The sequence below is a fragment of the Streptomyces sp. NPDC018026 genome (assembly GCF_044327745.1).
Taxonomy (GTDB): Bacteria; Actinomycetota; Actinomycetes; order Streptomycetales; family Streptomycetaceae; genus Streptomyces; species Streptomyces rubrogriseus.
Map to the genome: position 1 here is coordinate 130,545 of NZ_JBIRFY010000008.1, position 15,877 is coordinate 146,421.

At 73.2% G+C, this 15,877-nt stretch carries 11 protein-coding genes; 2 read left to right on the forward strand and 9 right to left on the reverse strand.

All coding sequences use genetic code 11. The features are described from left to right. Position 1 precedes the first annotated feature (1 nt). The 6 genes from ACH4D3_RS24755 to ACH4D3_RS24780 form a co-directional block, all read right to left on the reverse strand. Positions 2 to 1,960 carry a hypothetical protein gene (locus ACH4D3_RS24755; protein ID WP_398325702.1) on the reverse strand — a complete coding sequence of 653 codons (1,959 nt, stop codon included), beginning with the start codon at positions 1,958 to 1,960 and terminating at the stop codon, positions 2 to 4. Continuing rightward, a complete protein-coding gene (locus ACH4D3_RS24760) occupies positions 1,957 to 3,117 on the reverse strand; it encodes a VWA domain-containing protein (RefSeq protein WP_398325705.1) in 1,161 nt (386 codons plus the stop codon). The genes ACH4D3_RS24755 and ACH4D3_RS24760 overlap by 4 nt, the downstream gene beginning before the upstream one ends. Beyond that, the gene (locus ACH4D3_RS24765) at positions 3,114 to 5,447 is read right to left on the reverse strand and encodes a DUF5682 family protein (RefSeq protein WP_398325708.1); all 2,334 of its coding nucleotides are present in this window, start codon (positions 5,445 to 5,447) and stop codon (positions 3,114 to 3,116) included. Before ACH4D3_RS24765 ends, ACH4D3_RS24760 begins: the two co-directional genes overlap by 4 nt. Next, entirely contained in the window at positions 5,444 to 6,541 is a 1,098-nt protein-coding gene (locus ACH4D3_RS24770) for an AAA family ATPase (RefSeq protein ID WP_398325711.1), read from the reverse strand. The genes ACH4D3_RS24765 and ACH4D3_RS24770 overlap by 4 nt, the downstream gene beginning before the upstream one ends. 8 nt (positions 6,542 to 6,549) lie before the next feature. After that, positions 6,550 to 9,894: a DUF4132 domain-containing protein gene (locus ACH4D3_RS24775; RefSeq protein ID WP_398325714.1), complete on the reverse strand. Its 3,345-nt coding sequence runs from the start codon at positions 9,892 to 9,894 to the stop codon at positions 6,550 to 6,552. Between the two features lie 188 nt (positions 9,895 to 10,082). Then, on the reverse strand, positions 10,083 to 10,505 hold the full coding sequence (locus ACH4D3_RS24780) for a YjbQ family protein (RefSeq protein WP_030181955.1): 423 nt from the start codon (positions 10,503 to 10,505) through the stop codon (positions 10,083 to 10,085). A gap of 55 nt (positions 10,506 to 10,560) precedes the next feature. Here ACH4D3_RS24780 and ACH4D3_RS24785 point away from each other — a divergent pair, with 55 nt between their 5' ends. Further along, positions 10,561 to 11,640, forward strand: coding sequence for an NAD(P)-binding domain-containing protein (locus ACH4D3_RS24785; protein WP_398325717.1), 1,080 nt, complete (start codon positions 10,561 to 10,563; stop codon positions 11,638 to 11,640). A gap of 12 nt (positions 11,641 to 11,652) precedes the next feature. On the opposite strand, the gene mltG is transcribed toward ACH4D3_RS24785, so the two are convergent. Continuing rightward, the gene (mltG, locus tag ACH4D3_RS24790; RefSeq protein ID WP_398325720.1) at positions 11,653 to 12,480 is read right to left on the reverse strand and encodes an endolytic transglycosylase MltG; all 828 of its coding nucleotides are present in this window, start codon (positions 12,478 to 12,480) and stop codon (positions 11,653 to 11,655) included. Positions 12,481 to 12,673: 193 nt separating this feature from the next. Continuing rightward, the gene (locus tag ACH4D3_RS24795) at positions 12,674 to 14,476 is read right to left on the reverse strand and encodes an ABC transporter ATP-binding protein (protein ID WP_398325723.1); all 1,803 of its coding nucleotides are present in this window, start codon (positions 14,474 to 14,476) and stop codon (positions 12,674 to 12,676) included. Between the two features lie 146 nt (positions 14,477 to 14,622). Here ACH4D3_RS24795 and ACH4D3_RS24800 point away from each other — a divergent pair, with 146 nt between their 5' ends. Beyond that, positions 14,623 to 15,084 (forward strand): MarR family winged helix-turn-helix transcriptional regulator, encoded by a 462-nt coding sequence (locus ACH4D3_RS24800; protein ID WP_398325726.1) that lies wholly within the window; start codon positions 14,623 to 14,625, stop codon positions 15,082 to 15,084. A 20-nt stretch (positions 15,085 to 15,104) separates the two neighbouring features. Here the strand turns inward: ACH4D3_RS24800 and ACH4D3_RS24805 are convergent, their stop codons facing one another. Further along, positions 15,105 to 15,863 carry a hypothetical protein gene (locus ACH4D3_RS24805; RefSeq protein WP_398325729.1) on the reverse strand — a complete coding sequence of 253 codons (759 nt, stop codon included), beginning with the start codon at positions 15,861 to 15,863 and terminating at the stop codon, positions 15,105 to 15,107. Positions 15,864 to 15,877 lie beyond the last annotated feature (14 nt).

Below are 15,877 nucleotides of genomic sequence, written 5' to 3' on the forward strand. Positions count from 1 at the left end.
GTCACAGCGATGTATACGGGCCGGTCCGGTGGAGTTCCAGGGTTGTGGCGAGGCGGATGACGGCGGTGTGCCAGTGGGAAGTGGCGGGGGCCGGGCCGTGGGTGCGCAGGGCGGTTGTCACGGCGGAGACCTTGTCCGCGGTGGTGTGGAAGCCGGTTCGGTGCAGGAGGGCGGCCACCGATTCGAGGGTGTCGTGGTCGGCGGGAGTCAGGTTCTTCAGGCCGTGGTGGGCGGCCTCGGCGAGGGCGGCGAGGGCCTGTTCCAGGGCTGTGGTGAGGGGGTCGTCCGGGGGGTGAGGGGCGACGGGGAGGGCGGTGTCGCCGTCGCCGGGGGCGAGGTCGGGGACGAGGACGCCGTGGGAGGTGCGGACGGCGAGCGGGGCGATGAGGACCCTGCCCCGGTCGTGGCGGAGGGAACCGCTGATCCGGTCGGCGGTGCCGGAGGCGAGGGCGTCGGCCAGGGCGTCCAGGGTGCCGGGGCAGTGAGGGTTGTGCGCGCTGCTCAGCAGGGCCTCGTTGCCGGCCGGGTCGCGAAGGACGGCTTCGAGGCGCTGTGCGGCCGGGTCGTACCGCACGGGTCCGGCCTCCGCGACGGCGAGGACACGCATGGACTCGGCCTCCACCCGAGGGCGGACGAGGCGGGGAGGGAGGGTGCCCGGGGCGGGGAACTGTGCGGCGAGGTCGGTGACCAGCAGCCCGGGCGGCAGGTCGTCCCATGCGGTGCCGACGGGGGTGACGGAGGTGGTGGCTATCCGGCCGCGGGAGATCTCCACGGCGCGGCCGGCCGTGCGGGAGGTGGCCTCGCTGACCACGTTGGCGGCGGCGAGGGTCCGCAGGTTCGTACCGAGGATCCTGCGGGAGCCGAGGTCGTGGCCGGTGGGCGCCCGACCGTCGGGCAGCTCCCAGCGTTTGTGCAGCACGAGGACGACACCGGCATCGGGGTGCGCGAAGAAGACATCGGCCGTGCGGTCGCGGGCGGAGCCGTCGACGTGGCAGCCGAGGGCGACGAGGCGGACTCGGCGCAAGGCCGTGCGGGCCGTCTCGGCAGTGCCCAGGACGGCTGCGGGGTCGGTGGGGGCGGCGCGGTGACGGGCGTGCAGTTCGGCGAGGAGCAGGGCGTGGGTCTCGCGGTCGTGGCGGGCGCCGCGGGCGGCGTACTCGGCGAGCTGGTGGCGTATCCCCTCGAGGACCGCGGCGGGCCAGTGGCGGCCGGCGGCCGTGAGGGCGGCGCCGGCACGGCGGAGGGTTCCGTCCAGGACGGGGCCGGCCTGGGGGACGCCTTCGACGAGGAGTTCGTCGACGAGGTCCATGGCTGTGCGGTGGGCGCCGTCGCCGGTCTCGGGGGCTGTTTCCTTTCCTCCGACGGTGACTCGGTCGCTGCCCTCGGTGTCGGCGGCCCGGAAGGCCCAGACGGCGAGTACGACCGTCGCGCCGCGCAGCGGCTCGGCGGCGTCGGTGACGGCGAAGCCGGGGCGGTGGGGCACGGGGAAGCGGACGGTGCAGGCGGGGAGTTCGACGGCGGGAACGGGGTCGGCGGGGGTGGGGCGGTGGAGGACGGCCCGGTAGCCGCGGTCGCGGGTGCGACGGGCCGCGGTGAGGGCGGGGCGGCCGAAGGCCTCGGCGAGGGCGGTGTCGTCGATGCTTCCGGGAGACCAGTCGGTGAAGGGCGGCGCGGTGTCCGGTGCGGTCGCGGTGCGCTGGTAGGCGAGGACGAGGCCGATGCGGTGCCGGCAGACTCCGTGGGCCTCGCAGCTGCAACGGGCCTCCTGCAGGGTGGTGCCGGGCGGCAGCCGGGTCTCGGTGCCGTCGGGAAAGCGGCCGTGCACGGTGTGGTCGCCGGTGACGTCCAGGTCGGGGCCCGCTCCGGCGTCGAGGTCCTTGGCGGCGCGTTTGACCAGGCCGCGGTTGGCGAGGGCAGCGAGGGTGTCGGGGGTGAGGGCGAGCAGGTCGGTGCGGGTCACGCCGTCCGTCCTCCGTGGGCCATCGTCTCGGCGACGAATTCGGCGAGGTGGCCGGGGGTCATGGCGCCGATGTGTGCGCCGGCCCCGGCGAGGCGGCCGGCCAGGTCGCGGTCGTAGGCGGGGGCGGCCTCCTCGTCGAGGGCGGCGAGGCCGAGGACAGTGACGCCCTGTCCGGTCAGGTCGCGGACGGTGCGGGTCAGACGGTGGGCGTCGCCGCCCTCGTAGAAGTCGGTGACCAGGGCGACGATCGTGCGGCGCGGATTGTCGACGAGGCCGGCGGAGTAGTCGACGGCGCGGGCGATGTCGGTGCCACCGCCGAGCTGGACCTTCATCAGGAGTTCGACGGGGTCGGTGACGTCGGAGGTGAGGTCGACGACCTGCGTGTCGAAAGCGACCAAGTGGGTGCGCAGTCCGGGCAGGCCCCAGAGGCAGGCGGCGGTGACGGCGGAGTGGATCACGGATCCGGCCATGGAGCCGGACTGGTCGACGAGGAGGATCAGCTGCCACTGCTCGAGGTGGCGGCGGGTGCGGGAGTGGAAGTGGGGCTGCTCGATGAGGATGCGGCGGTCCTCGGGCCGGTAGTGGGCGAGGTTGGCACGGATCGTGGCCCTGAAGTCGAAGTTCCGGGCGAGGGGGGTGCGGCTGGGGCGGCGGGAGCGGGCTCCGGTGAGGGCGCGTCGGATCTCCGGCCTCAGCCGCTCGGTGAGGTCGCGCACGACGGCTTCGACGATGCGCCGGGCGGCGGCCAGAACCTGCGGGTTCATCAGGTGTTTGGTGCGCAGCACGGCCCGCAGCAGGCTGGTGCTGGGTTCCACGCGGAGGAGGACGTCGGGATCGGTGACGATCTCGTCGATGCCGTAGGTCTCCACGGCGTCGCGTTCGAGGCGTTCGACCGTCTCCCGGGGGAAGAGGCGGTGGATGTCGTCGAGCCAGTCGACGACGGCGAGCGTGGAGGGGCCGTCGCCGCCCTCCCGGCCGTCGGCGGTGCCGCGGCGTTCACCACGGCGGGCGAGGTCGTCGTCGCGGCCGTATAGCCACTGGAGGGCGGTGTCGCGGGCGGCGTCCGGGCCGTCGAGGCCGCCGGTGCGGCGTTCGGCGGGGGCGCCGAGGATCAGCCGCCAGCGTTCCAGTCCCGCGCGGGGGTCGTCGGGGGTCATCGGGGTGCTCCGAGGGCGTGCCGGTCGAGCAGGAGGTCGGTGTGTTCGTCGAGGGCCGCGGCGCGGGCGAGGAGCAGGGGGTCGACGGTGGTGCGCAGCAGGGTGCGGGCGGAGCCGTGCAGGTTCCGGCGGTCGAGGAGGAGTCGCGCGACGCGTTCGCGTTCGCGGGGCGGGAAGAAGGCGAAGGCCTGGCGCAGGGCGGGCAGGGCGTGGAGGAAGACGTCGTCGGTCATGGTGGTGACGACGCCGTCCAGGGTGTCGAGCAGGGACCGTGCGCCCTTCGGGGCGGGCCGCAGGACTTCTTCGCGGGCGAGGGCGAGCAGGCCCGCCAGCCAGTCGCCGAGGACGGCGGGGTCGGCCGCGGCGGCGAACGCTTCGGCCTCCCCGGCGGGTTCGGCCGGGGCTCCGAGGGCGCGGCGCAGGCCGAGGGCGGCGCCGCGCAGGTCGGCGGGGGCGTGCCGGTCGCGGGCGATGCGGGCGGCGGTCGCGGCGGCGGTCTCCGGGGTGAGAGCGAGGGCGGGCGCTGCGTGGAGGAGGGCGTCGCGGGCGGCGGTCAGGGCGCGCAGGCGGGGGACGTCGACGCCGGGCGGGCCGCCGTGGAGGCCCTCCACGAGGTGGAAGAGCCGGTCGACGGCGTGGTCGAGGACGGTGCCCAGCAGCGGGTCACGGGCGGTGCCGAAGACGCGGTCGTGGCGCCAGAGTCCCAGCACCACGGCGAGGGCCTGCCCGAGGGGGCCGGGGTCGGCGGTGGTACGGATCCGGTGGGCGAGGCCGTCCAGGAGGTCGCGGGAGAGGGTTCCGGCTCCGCAGAGGACGGCGTCGAACAGGAGCGCGGCGGTGGTCCCGGCGTCGACGGCCGTACCGGTGTCGCGGACGCGATGGGCGAGGAGGGCTGTGGCGGCCTCGTCGGGGCGGGCTCCGTAGGCACCGGCCTCGGTCAGAGCGGCGTCGCGGCCGGTACGGGGGCAGGGTTCCCAGTTTTCGTGGTCGCGGGGGTCCGTCCCGTGGTCGGGGCCGGTGAGGCGGGTGTGGCCGGGGATGCCGAGGATGCGCAGCTGGTGGAGGAAGCGGCTGCGTTCGAGCCCTCGGGCGGTGGTGAGGTCGAGGTCGAGGGTGCGGTCGCCGTCGAGGCCGAGGCGGATCTCCTCGGCGGTCACGTGGTGGACCAGGGGTGGCAGCGGGGTGTCGGGGTGGAGGCGGCCGGTGCGGTCGCCGGTGCAGGCGGCGACCGTTTCGACGACGGCGGGGTGGGCGCCGGGCCGCAGCGGGCCGTCGGTGTTCCAGGGGAGCGGCTGGTCGAGGTCGTCGGTGATCAGTGCGGCGGCGAGGCCGTCCAGGACGTCGACGCGGGCGGGGCGGGGGTGTCCGCGGAGGGCGGCGAGGCCTTCGGTGAGGGTGTGGGCGGAGATCAGGGCGGCGGTGGAGGCGGGGAGGCGGCGGGCGCGGAGCCGTTCCACGACGGTGCGGCGGAGGCTTTTCGCGGCCGCGTCGGGGCCTTCGTCCCACAGGTGCTGGTAGTAGCCGGGGGACGGCATGCCGGACTGGTAGCCGGCGAAGGCGTCCATCTGGCGGAAGGAGTAGGGCACCAGGAAGCTGCCGCCCGCGGCCCCGTCGGGCGGGGCGGGCACCGGGGGCCAGGCGGCGGGTTCCGCGCCCAAAGACGTGCCGGGGGCGGCGGTGAGGGTGCGCAGGGCGGGCTGGTGGAAGCCGCCGGTCACCACCAGGACCGGCCGGCCGTCGGCCTGTGCGACCGCGGCACGGACCCAGGAGGCCATGTACCGCTCGCGGGCCCGGTCCCCGTCGTCGGCCTCGGTGTTGCCGCGCACCAGGGCGAAGTAGGCGTCCAGGCGGTCCCGCAGGCCGTCCGGATCGGCGATCTCGAAGACCCGGTCCCACAGGGCGTCCACGGTGTCGACCCGGTAACGGGCGCGGAGCCGTTCGGTGGCGCGGCTGTAGCGGGTTTCGGCGTCGGCGTAGCGGTTGGCCGCGCCGTCGGGGCGGTCGGTGAAGGCGCGGTGCCAGGCGGGCAGGTCGATGAACCGGACCTCGGCTCCCGTGGTACGGCCCTCGGTGAGGGCCACCCATTCCGGGGAGTACGCGCACAGCGGGGTCCAGGAGGTGGCGACCCGGTCGGTGCCGCGGTAGTGGCTGAAGACGGCGACGGGCAGTTCGTGTCCGAGGAGCAGTTCGCCGATCCGGTCGTTCATGTCTGCGGGGCCCTCGACCAGGACGTATGCCGGGCGCAGTGCGCGGATCGTGCGGCGGACCAGGGCGGCGCAGGCCGGTGAGTGGTGGCGCACCCCCAGGAAGGTGACGCGGGCATCGCTCACCGTTGGTCCAGCAGGTGCCGGGCCTCGTGGAGGGCCTGCCACTGGGCGCCCCGGCGCAGGCGGGCCTGCTGTTCGAGGAAGCGGCGCAGGCGGGCGAGGTCCTCGGGGCTGTCCTTGGCGGCGGTGCCGGCGAGACAGGAAACGATGTCGGCGGCGTTGCCCGCCTCGCCGCGCAGGAACCAGCCGCGCAGGCCGACGGCGTGGGCGGTGGAGACGGCTTCGGCGGTGCTCATCACCGCGGCGGGCCGGTCGCCCTGGCCGGGTGCGCCGCGCAGTTCGCGGAAGATGCCGACCAGTACCTCGAGGACGTCCGGGTCGGGTGCCCACTCGACTCCGGACTCGCGCAGCAGGGCGGTGGACTCGGCTTCGACGAGGGCGAGTTCGGTGTCGAGGTCGGGTATCGGGAAGACCGTCTCGAAGTTGAAACGGCGTTTGAGCGCGGCGCTCATCTCGTTGACGCCGCGGTCGCGGGTGTTGGCGGTGGCGATGACGTTGAAGCCCTGGCGGGCGAAGACCATGCCGTCGTCGCCGTCGAGTTCGGGGACGGCGACGACGCGTTCGGAGAGCAGGGACAGGAGGCAGTCCTGGACCTCCAGGGGGCAGCGGGTGATCTCCTCGAAGCGGACGATGCGTCCCTCGGCCATGCCGCGGAGCATGGGGGCGGGTACCAGGGAGCGGCGGGTTGGGCCTTCGGAGACCAGCAGGGCGTAGTTCCAGGAGTACTTGATCTGGTCCTCGGTGGTGGCCGCGCCGCCCTGCACGGTGAGCGTGGAGGTGCCGCTGACGGCTGCCGCGATGAGCTCGGAGAGCAGCGACTTGGCCGTGCCGGGCTCGCCGACGAGCATCAGACCGCGGTTGGTGGCCAGGGTCACCAGGGCCCGTTCGACGAGCGAGGGGCTGCCGACGAACTTGCGGCCGATGCCCGCGTCGGGATCTCCGACCACGAAGCGGAGGGCGGCACGGAGGCTGAGCTGCCAGCCGGGCGGCCGCGGGCCGGTGTCCCCGGCACGCAGCTCGGCGAGTTCGCCGGCGTGGCGCACTTCCGCGGGTGGGCGCTGCAGGCGGGGCGGGTGCGGGTCGCTCACTGTGGTCATGGCGGGGCTCACTTGGCGGTGACGTCGGTCAGGTCGGCGAGGATCTCGGAGGCGATGACGGGGTCGATCTCGCCGAGGCGGTGCGGGTACGCGTGGCTGCGCCAGTAGTCGCCGGGGGCGGTGTCGATCCAGATGGTCTCGAGGGTCTGGTCGGGGAACTCCGCGACCATGCCGACGGCGATGCCCTCGTCGAGGGCGATGACGAGGTGGCGGTCGTGGGTGATCGGGCGGGAGACCCAGCGTTCCACGCCGTTGTCCTCGGGCGTGCCGCGTTCCCAGCCGCGCTTGGTGAGGCCGAGGAGTTTGCCGACGGGGACGGTGACGCCCTCGAAGCGGGTCAGCCGGTGCCCGTTGGCCTCCTCGTCGGTGAAGGTGTGCACGGGGCGGCCGAGCTGCGGGAAGGGCTGGAGGATCTCGTAGTCGGCGAAGAGGTCGGCCCAGGCCTCGAGTTCGCCTCCCAGATGGAGGGGGTGGGCGAGGCGCACGGTGGCGTCGGCGGGGAGGTTCCACGCGTCGTCGTGGACGTCGGCGAGGGTGAGGTCCTCGGCGACACGGAACGCGGTCACCTTGGCGTCGCCATCGCCGTAGCCATCGCCATCGCCGTAGCTGTCGCTGTCGCTGTCGCTGTCGCCGAGCCAGACCAGGCGGCGCACCAAGTGGCGCAGAAGGGGGTGCTCGACGAGCAGTTCGCGGAACTCGGCGGCGGTCCAGGTGCGTTCGGTGACCATGGCGGCCTCCAGGCGGCGCAGTTGGTCGGAGGCGATGGTGCGGACCTCCTTCTTGAGGGCGGCGAACCGCTTGCGCTCGGCGGGGGCGAGTTCCGGGTCGTCCTTCACGCCCGGGGCCGGCAGGGCCTTGCGGAGCTTGCCGGTCTCGTCGCGGACACACGGGCGGAGCTGTTCGTCGAAGGTGACGGTGAAGCGGCGCGGGCCGTAGTCGACGACGGTGCTGCCGTCGCCGGCCAGGCCGAGGTCGGGGACCAGCCGGTCGGCGAGCTGGTCGGCGGTGAGGCCGAGGCTTTCGGCGACCTCGTCGATCTTCTCCCGGGCTCGCTTCTTGAGGGCCTTGAACGGCACCCGCTGGGAAATGCCGTGCAGATGGCGCAGTGCCGTGTCGGTGCCGATCTCGGCGAGGACGGTGAGGCCCTCGACGGCCCGGTGGTGGGCGTTCTCACCGGGCCAGGCACGCACGAGGGGGGTGAGACGGCGGACGGTCTCGTCGTCGCCGAGGAGGAGGGCGTGGAGGGCCCAGCTGTCCTTGGCCGGCATGCCGTGGAACCGCCACGTCTCGAAGAGGGCCCAGGCGAACTCGGCGAGCGAGCCCGCGTCGCACTGCTCGGTGACGATGGCGAGGCCGGGGTAGGCGTCACCGGGCTTGGAGATCTGCAGCATGGTCGTCACGTGGCGGACGGCGTCGGCGGGCAGGGCGCCGCGACCGCCGGTGAGCCGGATCTGCGGGAACAGGGCGGGGTCGGCCCAGGTGCAGGGGGACGGCATCCTCGCCGGGAGGGCGGCCTCCAGCGGATCGCCGGAGAGGAGGTCGGCGACGATCTCCTCGGCCTCGGCGCCACAGTCGGCCCCGATCTCCCGCACGGCCTCGGCGCCCACCTCTGCGGCGAGTTGCCGCAGGGCGTGCTCGGCGTTGGTACGGGTGGTGCCCGCCGGGCCGACGGCGTCGGGAACGAGGAGGGCGGCCGCGGCCCGGCCGTGGCGGCGGAGCCAGGCGAGAACCGTGGGCCTCAGCGACTGGCGGCGCACCAGCCACTCGGCCGTCTGCCGGGCCACCTCGACACTTCGGTAGGGCAGCAGCAGGCCGCCGGCGGTGGCCGGGTGCCGGGCCGCGAGCCGGCTCAGCATCGGCAGGGCGTGCACGCCGTGCCGGGCGGCGACGGGCCTGAGGTGGCTCTCGGTGTCCCAGACGTGCTCGGGGGCGAAGGCGTCGAGCAGTGGGCGTACGACGTCCTCGGGGCCGGTGACGAAAAGGCGGGCGTCGCGGATGCTGCCCCGCCATGTCCCCCGCTGCATCTGCTGGATCTCGCGGGACCAGTCGTGCTCGCGCCACCAAGGGGTTTCGGCGACGACGGTGGCCGCCCACGCCTCCTGCTCCCCGGGCTTCCAGGCCACCTCGGCCTGGGGAGCCTCCGGGACGTCGCGGGCCACGCGTGCCGTGCGCCTGGTGCGCTTCCGGGTCCACGGCGGGGCGACCAGCAGGGCGGGGAGCGCCTCCGCGGGCGCTTCCGCGTCCCGTTCGCCCCGCTGCAGCAGCGTGGCGACGACCGCTGCGCTCGCTTCGGGCAGGGCGGGCAACGTCTCCTTCGTGAGCTCCGGGTGGGTCACCACGTGCAGGGGCAGCAGCATCCGGGCGAGGGACGCCTGTTCACCGTCGCCCGCCGCGGCGGCGGAGAGCAGCCGCAGGGCGCGCCGCGGGTAGCGGTTCATGGCGTCGAGCAGGGCGGGGCGGACATTGCGGTCGCCGCCCTTGTTCAGCAGCAGGCGGAAGGCGTCGTCGGTGGGCAGTTCGGCTGCCCAGCCCGCGACGTCCCGGTGTCCGTCGGACCCGTAGGCTCCCTCGAACGCGTCCTCCAGCAGGGACCCGACGGCGGGACCGAGCCGGTTCGCGAGGGTGGCGAGCAGTGGGAGCTTCCAGCCGTTCCAGCCGAGTCCTGCTCCGTCGCCGATGAGGGCGATCTGCTCCGGCCGGTTCAGGGAGAGAAGGAGCATGTGCCGCAGGGCGGAGTCGTTCGGTGTCGGGCCGTCGCAGCACTCGTCGACCCAGGCATGCTCCTCGGGTACCAGGTAGGAGACCACGATGCGGCGCTCGACGCTGTCCCGGAGGCCGACGAGGGCCTCGACGGTCCGCCGCCGGGTCTCCTCGTCGACCGCCGCGAGCAGCTCCCGGACACGGGCGGCGGGCTCCCACACGTGGTAGGTCTGATAACCGGTCACTTTCCGCAGCGCCGCGTCGTACCGTTGGGAACCTGCCTGCTTGTAATGGGGGTCGACACCTCCCAGCTCCACGACGGCACAGGCGGCGAACGGCAGCCCGTGTGCGCTCACGCAGGCGTCGACGAGCACGTCCACCATTTTGTAGTGCCAGCCGACGGCGATCTCCACGGCGGCTCCGAGCGGAGAGGGCCTGCCCTCCCGGTGGGCCCGGCCCTCCTTCACCAGCTCCGGGTCGCTGCCGGCGGAGGAGAACATCGCCTCGAACCAGGCCGCCTCCTGCGCGTAGCGGCGAGCGGCCGCCTCCACCGCGTCCTCGGCCGGCTTCGCGTCCGCCCGGAGCACGGGCAGGGCCCGCAGCCAGGCGGCGGGCATCTCGAACCGGTCCTCGTCGGCAATCTCCTGGTGCATGGCGCTGTTCCTCCCCGTCACCCGTCGCACGGGGACCTCATGAGCAGTTGCCGATCACGTTAGACCTCGGCACTGACAACGGTCGGGCCCGTGCACGCCCGGGCGGCGGCACATACGCAACGCGCTCTGCCCCGGGGGCGGTTGATGCGGCCGGACTTGCCATCCACGGTCCGCACCGCGGCGGCGCCCTATCCGAGGAAGCTCAACCGCACCTGACGGTCGGGATTGTCCCGGTTGGTGTCCACCAGGCACACCGACTGCCAGGTTCCGAGTTCCAGGCGGCCGCCGATCACCGGCAGCGTCGCGTGTGGCGGTACGAAGGCGGGCAGGACGTGGTCGCGGCCGTGTCCGGGGCTGCCGTGGCGGTGCTGCCAGCGGTCGTCGGCCGGGAGCAGCGTGTGCAGGGCGGACAGCAGGTCGTCGTCGCTGCCGGCGCCCGTCTCGATGATCGCGATTCCGGCGGTGGCGTGCGGGACGAAGACGTTGAGGAGGCCGTCGCGGCCGGACGCCGCCTCGCGCAGGAAGGACTCGCAGTCACCGGTGATGTCGGCGACCCGCTCGGCCGAGCCGGTGGCGAGGCTGAGGACTCGGGTGGTGAAGGCATCTGGCATGACCCCATCCTGACACCGGGGGAAGATCGGGGCCTGCGGCGCCGTTGGTAGAAGCGTGAACAACACACACGAGGTCGAGGTCGTCGTCATCGGGGCCGGTCAGGCCGGACTCGCCGCCGCCTATCACCTGCGGCGCACCGGGTTCGAGCCGGAGCGCGACTTCGTGGTGCTCGACCACTCCCCCGGCCCCGGCGGCGCCTGGCAGTTCCGCTGGCCGTCGCTGACGTACGGCAAGGTGCACGGCATGCATGCCCTTCCGGGCATGGAACTGACCGGGGCGGATCCGGCGCGGCCGTCCGCCGAGGTGGTGAGCGGATACTTCGCGGAGTACGAGCGGACCTTCGACCTGCGGGTACGGCGGCCCGTGGACGTGCGCGCCGTGCGCGAGGGAACGGCCGGGCGGCTGCTGGTCGAGACGTCGGCCGGGTCCTGGTCGACGCGCGCGCTGATCAACGCGACCGGCACCTGGGACCGCCCCTTCTGGCCGCGCTACCCGGGGCAGGAGACCTTCCGCGGGCGGCAACTGCACACCGCGCAGTACGCCGGGCCCGAGGAGTTCACCGGCCTGCGCGTGATCGTGGTGGGCGGTGGCGCCTCGGGGACGCAGCACCTGCTGGAGATCGCGCCGTACGCCGCGTCCACCACGTGGGTGACCAGGAGGCCTCCTGTCTTCCGCGAGGGACCCTTCGACGAGGAGGCGGGCCGGGCCGCGGTGGCGCTCGTGGAGGAACGGGTGCGGCAGGGGCTGCCCCCGAAGAGTGTCGTGTCGGTGACGGGGCTGCCGCTGAACGACGCGGTCCGGGGCGGGCTGGAGTCGGGCGTGCTGGACCGGCAGCCGATGTTCGACCGGATCACGCCCGAGGGGGTGGAGTGGGACGGCGGGCGGCGGGTGGCCGCGGACGTCATCCTGTGGGCGACCGGGTTCCGGGCCGCCGTCGACCACCTGAGGCCGCTGCGGCTGCGGGAGGCCGGCGGCGGGATCCGGGTCGAGGGGACGCGTGCGGTCGCCGACCCGCGGATCCATCTCGTCGGCTACGGACCCTCCGCCAGCACCATCGGCGCCAACCGGGCGGGACGCGCGGCCGTGCGGGACATCAGGCGGCTGCTGGCCGAGGAGGAGCCGGTCGCCGCGTGACGCCCCGACGGGTCACTTGGCGGCGTCGGCCCCGGCCTGCTCGGAGGCGCTCTGCTGGAGGCGGTTGAACTCGTCCACGTTGCGCTGGTGTTCGGCGTAGTCGGCGGTGAAGCGCGTGTCGCCGGGCTTGACCGTGACGAAGTAGAGCCAGTCACCGGGGGTCGGGTTGATCGCGGCGGTCATCGCCTCGTCGCCCGGATTGGCGATGGGGGTGGGTGGCAGCCCCATGCGCTGGTACGAGTTGTAAGGACTGTCGATCTTCGTGTCCTTGGTGCTGGTCTTCAAGGTGCTGCGGCCCAGGGCGTAGTTGATGGTGGAGTCCATCTGCAGCGGCATGCCGCGTTCCAGCCGGTTGAAGATCACCCGGGCCACCTTGCCCATGTCCTCCTTGGCCGCGGCCTCCGCCTGGACGATGCTGGCGATGGTGACCGCCTGATAGACGTTCAGCGCGTTGCGCTGGGCGCCCGCGGCGACCGGCGCGCCGGTGAACTTCTTGTTCGCCGTGTCGACCATGGCGGTCAGCAGCTTCTCCGGGGTCGGGTTCTCGCCGAGCGGATAGGTCGCCGGGAAGAGGTAGCCCTCGGGGTTGCCCTCGGCGTCGTTGGGCAGCTTGAGGTTGGCCTTGGCCAGGGATTTCTTGGTGGTGCCCGCGGGCAGGGCGAGGGCCTTGTCGACGGCGCCGTAGACCTGGGTCGCGCGCCAGCCCTCCGGGATCACCAGGGACGTGGGACGGGACTCGCCCTCGTCGTCCGTCGTCAGCAGCGGTACCGCCACGGCGGTACCGGCCACGACGGCGCCGGCCGCGATCAGGGCGATACGGCCCCGACGCGTCAGCCGCATCGCTCTTCTGGGCCTTCGGGGACTTCTGGGCCTTCCAGGTCCCCTGAGGCCTCCGAGGCCTCCGAGGCCTGTGGGGCTCCTGAGGCCATTTCTGGGGCCTCCGGCGCTCCTCGCGCTCCTCGCGCTCCGTGACGGAGTGTTCATCTGCATGCGGGCACGGTAACCCCCACATGCACACAAATCCGGCATATCTTCATCTTGTCGGCTCCAGTCGGGCGTCCCGGCGGACCAGCGCGGCATACCTCCCGTCCTGCGCCAGCAGTGCCTCGTGCGTGCCCTGTTCGGCCAGGCGTCCGGAGTCGAGGACCACGATCCGGTCGGCGTCACGGACGGTGGACAGCCGGTGGGCGATGGTGATCGTGGTGCGATTGGCGGACAGGGCGTCGATGGCACCCTGCACGGCGGCCTCGGTACGGGTGTCCAGGGCACTGGTCGCCTCGTCCAGGACGAGGACGGGCGGGTCGCGCAGGATGGTGCGGGCGATGGCCAGGCGCTGCTTCTCACCGCCGGAGAAGCGGTGGCCGCGCTCCCCGACCACGGTGTCGTAGCCGTCGGGCAGGGCGGCGATGTGGTCGTGGATCTGGGCCGCCGTCGCCGCCGCCTCCAGCTCGGCGTCCGTGGCGTCCGGCTTGGCGAACCGCAGGTTCTCGGCGACGGAGGCGTGGAAGAGGTACGTCTCCTGCGAGACGACGCCGACCGCGCGGGCGAGGCTGTCGAAGTCGAGGTCACGCACGTCGACCCCGTCGAGGGTGACCCGGCCGTCCGTCACGTCGTACAGCCGCGGCACCAGGTGGCCGAGCGTGGACTTGCCGGCGCCGGTGGGACCGACGACGGCGAGGCTGCTGCCGGCGGGTACGGTCACGTCGATGCCGTCGAGGACCGGGCCGCCCTTGTCGCCGTAGCCGAACCCGACGCTCTCGAAGCGGACCTCGCCCTTGATGTGGTCGAGGTGGACGGCGTCCTTTCGCTCGGTGATGTCGATCGGCAGGTCGAGGTACTCGAAGATGCGCTGGAAGAGCGCGAGCGAGGTCTGGATCTGCACTCCGGTCGACAGCAGACTCACGGTCGGGCGGAACAGCCCCTGCTGGAGCGAGACGAAGGCGACGATCGTGCCGAGGGAGACATCGGGACCGCCGAGTTGCAGGGCGATGCCCGCGGTCCAGTAGATGACGGCCGGCATGGCGGCCATCACGATCGTGATGACGGCCATCCGCCAGCGGCCCGCCATGTTCGACCGCACTTCCAGGTCGACCAGGCTCTCGGACTCGTCCGCGAAGGCGCGGGTGAGCGAGTCGGACCGGCCCATGGTGCGGCCGAGCAGGATGCCGCTGACGGAGAGCGACTCAGTGACTGTGGCGGCCATCGCGGCCATCTGCTTCTGGCGCCGGGTCGTGATCTTCCTGCGTTCCCGGCCGACGCGACGGCTGATCCACACGAACACCGGGAGCAGGAGCAGCGAGACGACGGTGAGGCGCCAGTCGAGGACGACCATGGCGACGATCGTGGCGACCACGCTGGTCAGGTTGGACACCAGTGAGGTCGCCGTGGAGGTGACGGTGGCCTGCATGCCGCCGATGTCGTTGGCGATGCGGGACTGGACCTCGCCGGTGCGGGTGCGCGTGAAGAAGGCGAGGGACATCTGCTGGAGCCGGCCGTAGACGGCGGTGCGCAGGTCGTGCATGACGCGCTGGCCCACGGTCGTGGAGATCAGGGTCTGCAGCACGCCGAAGACGCTGGTGAGGACGGCGCCGAAGATCATGCCGAGGGCGAGCAGGCTCAGCAGGCCCGTGCGCCCCTCGGGGATGGCGACATCGAGGATCTCCTTGAGCAGGAAGGGCGTGGCGACCGACACCAGGGACGCGGCACCGACCAGCAGGCCGACGACCGCGAGGCGGCCGCGGTAGGGACGGAACAGCTTCAGGATGCGGCGCACCTGCCGGGGCTGTTCCACGGCGTCGGCGGGTGCGCTCCAGGCGGATTCGCGATCGGGGTGCATGGGCTCCTTCGGAGGCGGCGTGGAAGGCCGGCGGAGTCCTCGGACGCCAGGCCTCCTGGGCCTGCGGCGGACTTTCGCCGACCTTACGGATCATAGGTCATTGTTACCTATACTCACAATGAACATCATCCTGATATTGTTCCTGTATGACCGCCCCCGATCCCGACGGCCTGCTCGCCGAGCAGCTGCTGCGGCTCACCCGCCGGGTGCACCGCATCCAGAAGCGCCATCTCGAGCACCGCGACCTCGGCATCACCCCGGCCCAGTCCCGGCTCCTGCGCACGCTGGCGCACTGGGGCTCGCCTCCCCGTATGGCCGACCTGGCCGAGCGGCTGGAGGTCGTGCCCCGGGCGGTGACGACCCTGGTCGACGGGCTGGAGACGGCCGGGAAGGTACGCCGCGTCCCGGACCCCGCCAACCGCCGGGTCATCCGGATCGAACTGACCGACGACGGGCGCGCCACCCTGCGGGAACTGCGCGGTGCGCGCCGGTCCGCCGCCGAGGAGATCCTCGCCCCGCTGACTGACGAGCAGCGCGCGGTGCTGGGCGGACTGCTGGACACCCTGATCGACGGGCCCGACACGGGCGAGGGCCGCCGGACGGCGTGACCCCGGCCCCGCGCGGGCTCTCATGCCTTGAGGTGCGCCCTGTCTCCCATCACCACCACCGGGTGCTGGTCCGGGTCCAGCGTGCGCAGCAGGTACTCCATCGCCGGCTTGGGCAGGCTGACGCAGGCCGACGTACCGCTGCCGTGGTCCATGTGCAGCCAGATCGAACCGCCCTTGGACGTACCTTCGGGGCGGGTCGGGTCGTTCGGCGGGGTGCCCTTGACGCGGTTGTAGTCGATGGCGATGACGTAGTCGAAGTCGTGCCAGTACGGCTTCGCCCACCAGCGCGGTGCCGCGAAGCTCGCGGACCTGCTGTACGGCAGCCCTGTGCCGGGGGCCGGATCCGGGTCCGGGAGCACGCCGCCCGCGTCGCTGAGCGTGAACACGCCGACGGGGCTGCGCTTGTCGTTCTCGTGGTGGTCGGTCGTCCACCCCTTCGTGCCGTTGTGCCCCGCCCAACTCCGGTCGCGGTGCCAGCCGGAGCCCTGCTTGGTGTAGAGCACGACCGTGGAATCGGCGGAATCGCTGCCGTCCCCGTACACCGCGACGACCTGGCGCGAGTCGCCCGGGATCTGCGTCTGGAACCGGTCGCCGACGCCGGGGATCCTCGTCGGGTCTGCCGAGGCGCTGCTCCGGCCCGCCTCGCCGGTGGATTGGCCCGCCCGGGAGTCCCCGCCGTCCCCCGACGGGCCGCCGCAGGCGGAGAGCGCCGCCCCGGCCAGCAGGGTGCCAAGGGCCGCCATCGCGACCGCCGTACGCCGTCCACCACCACGTGCCATCCGTCCATGGTCCC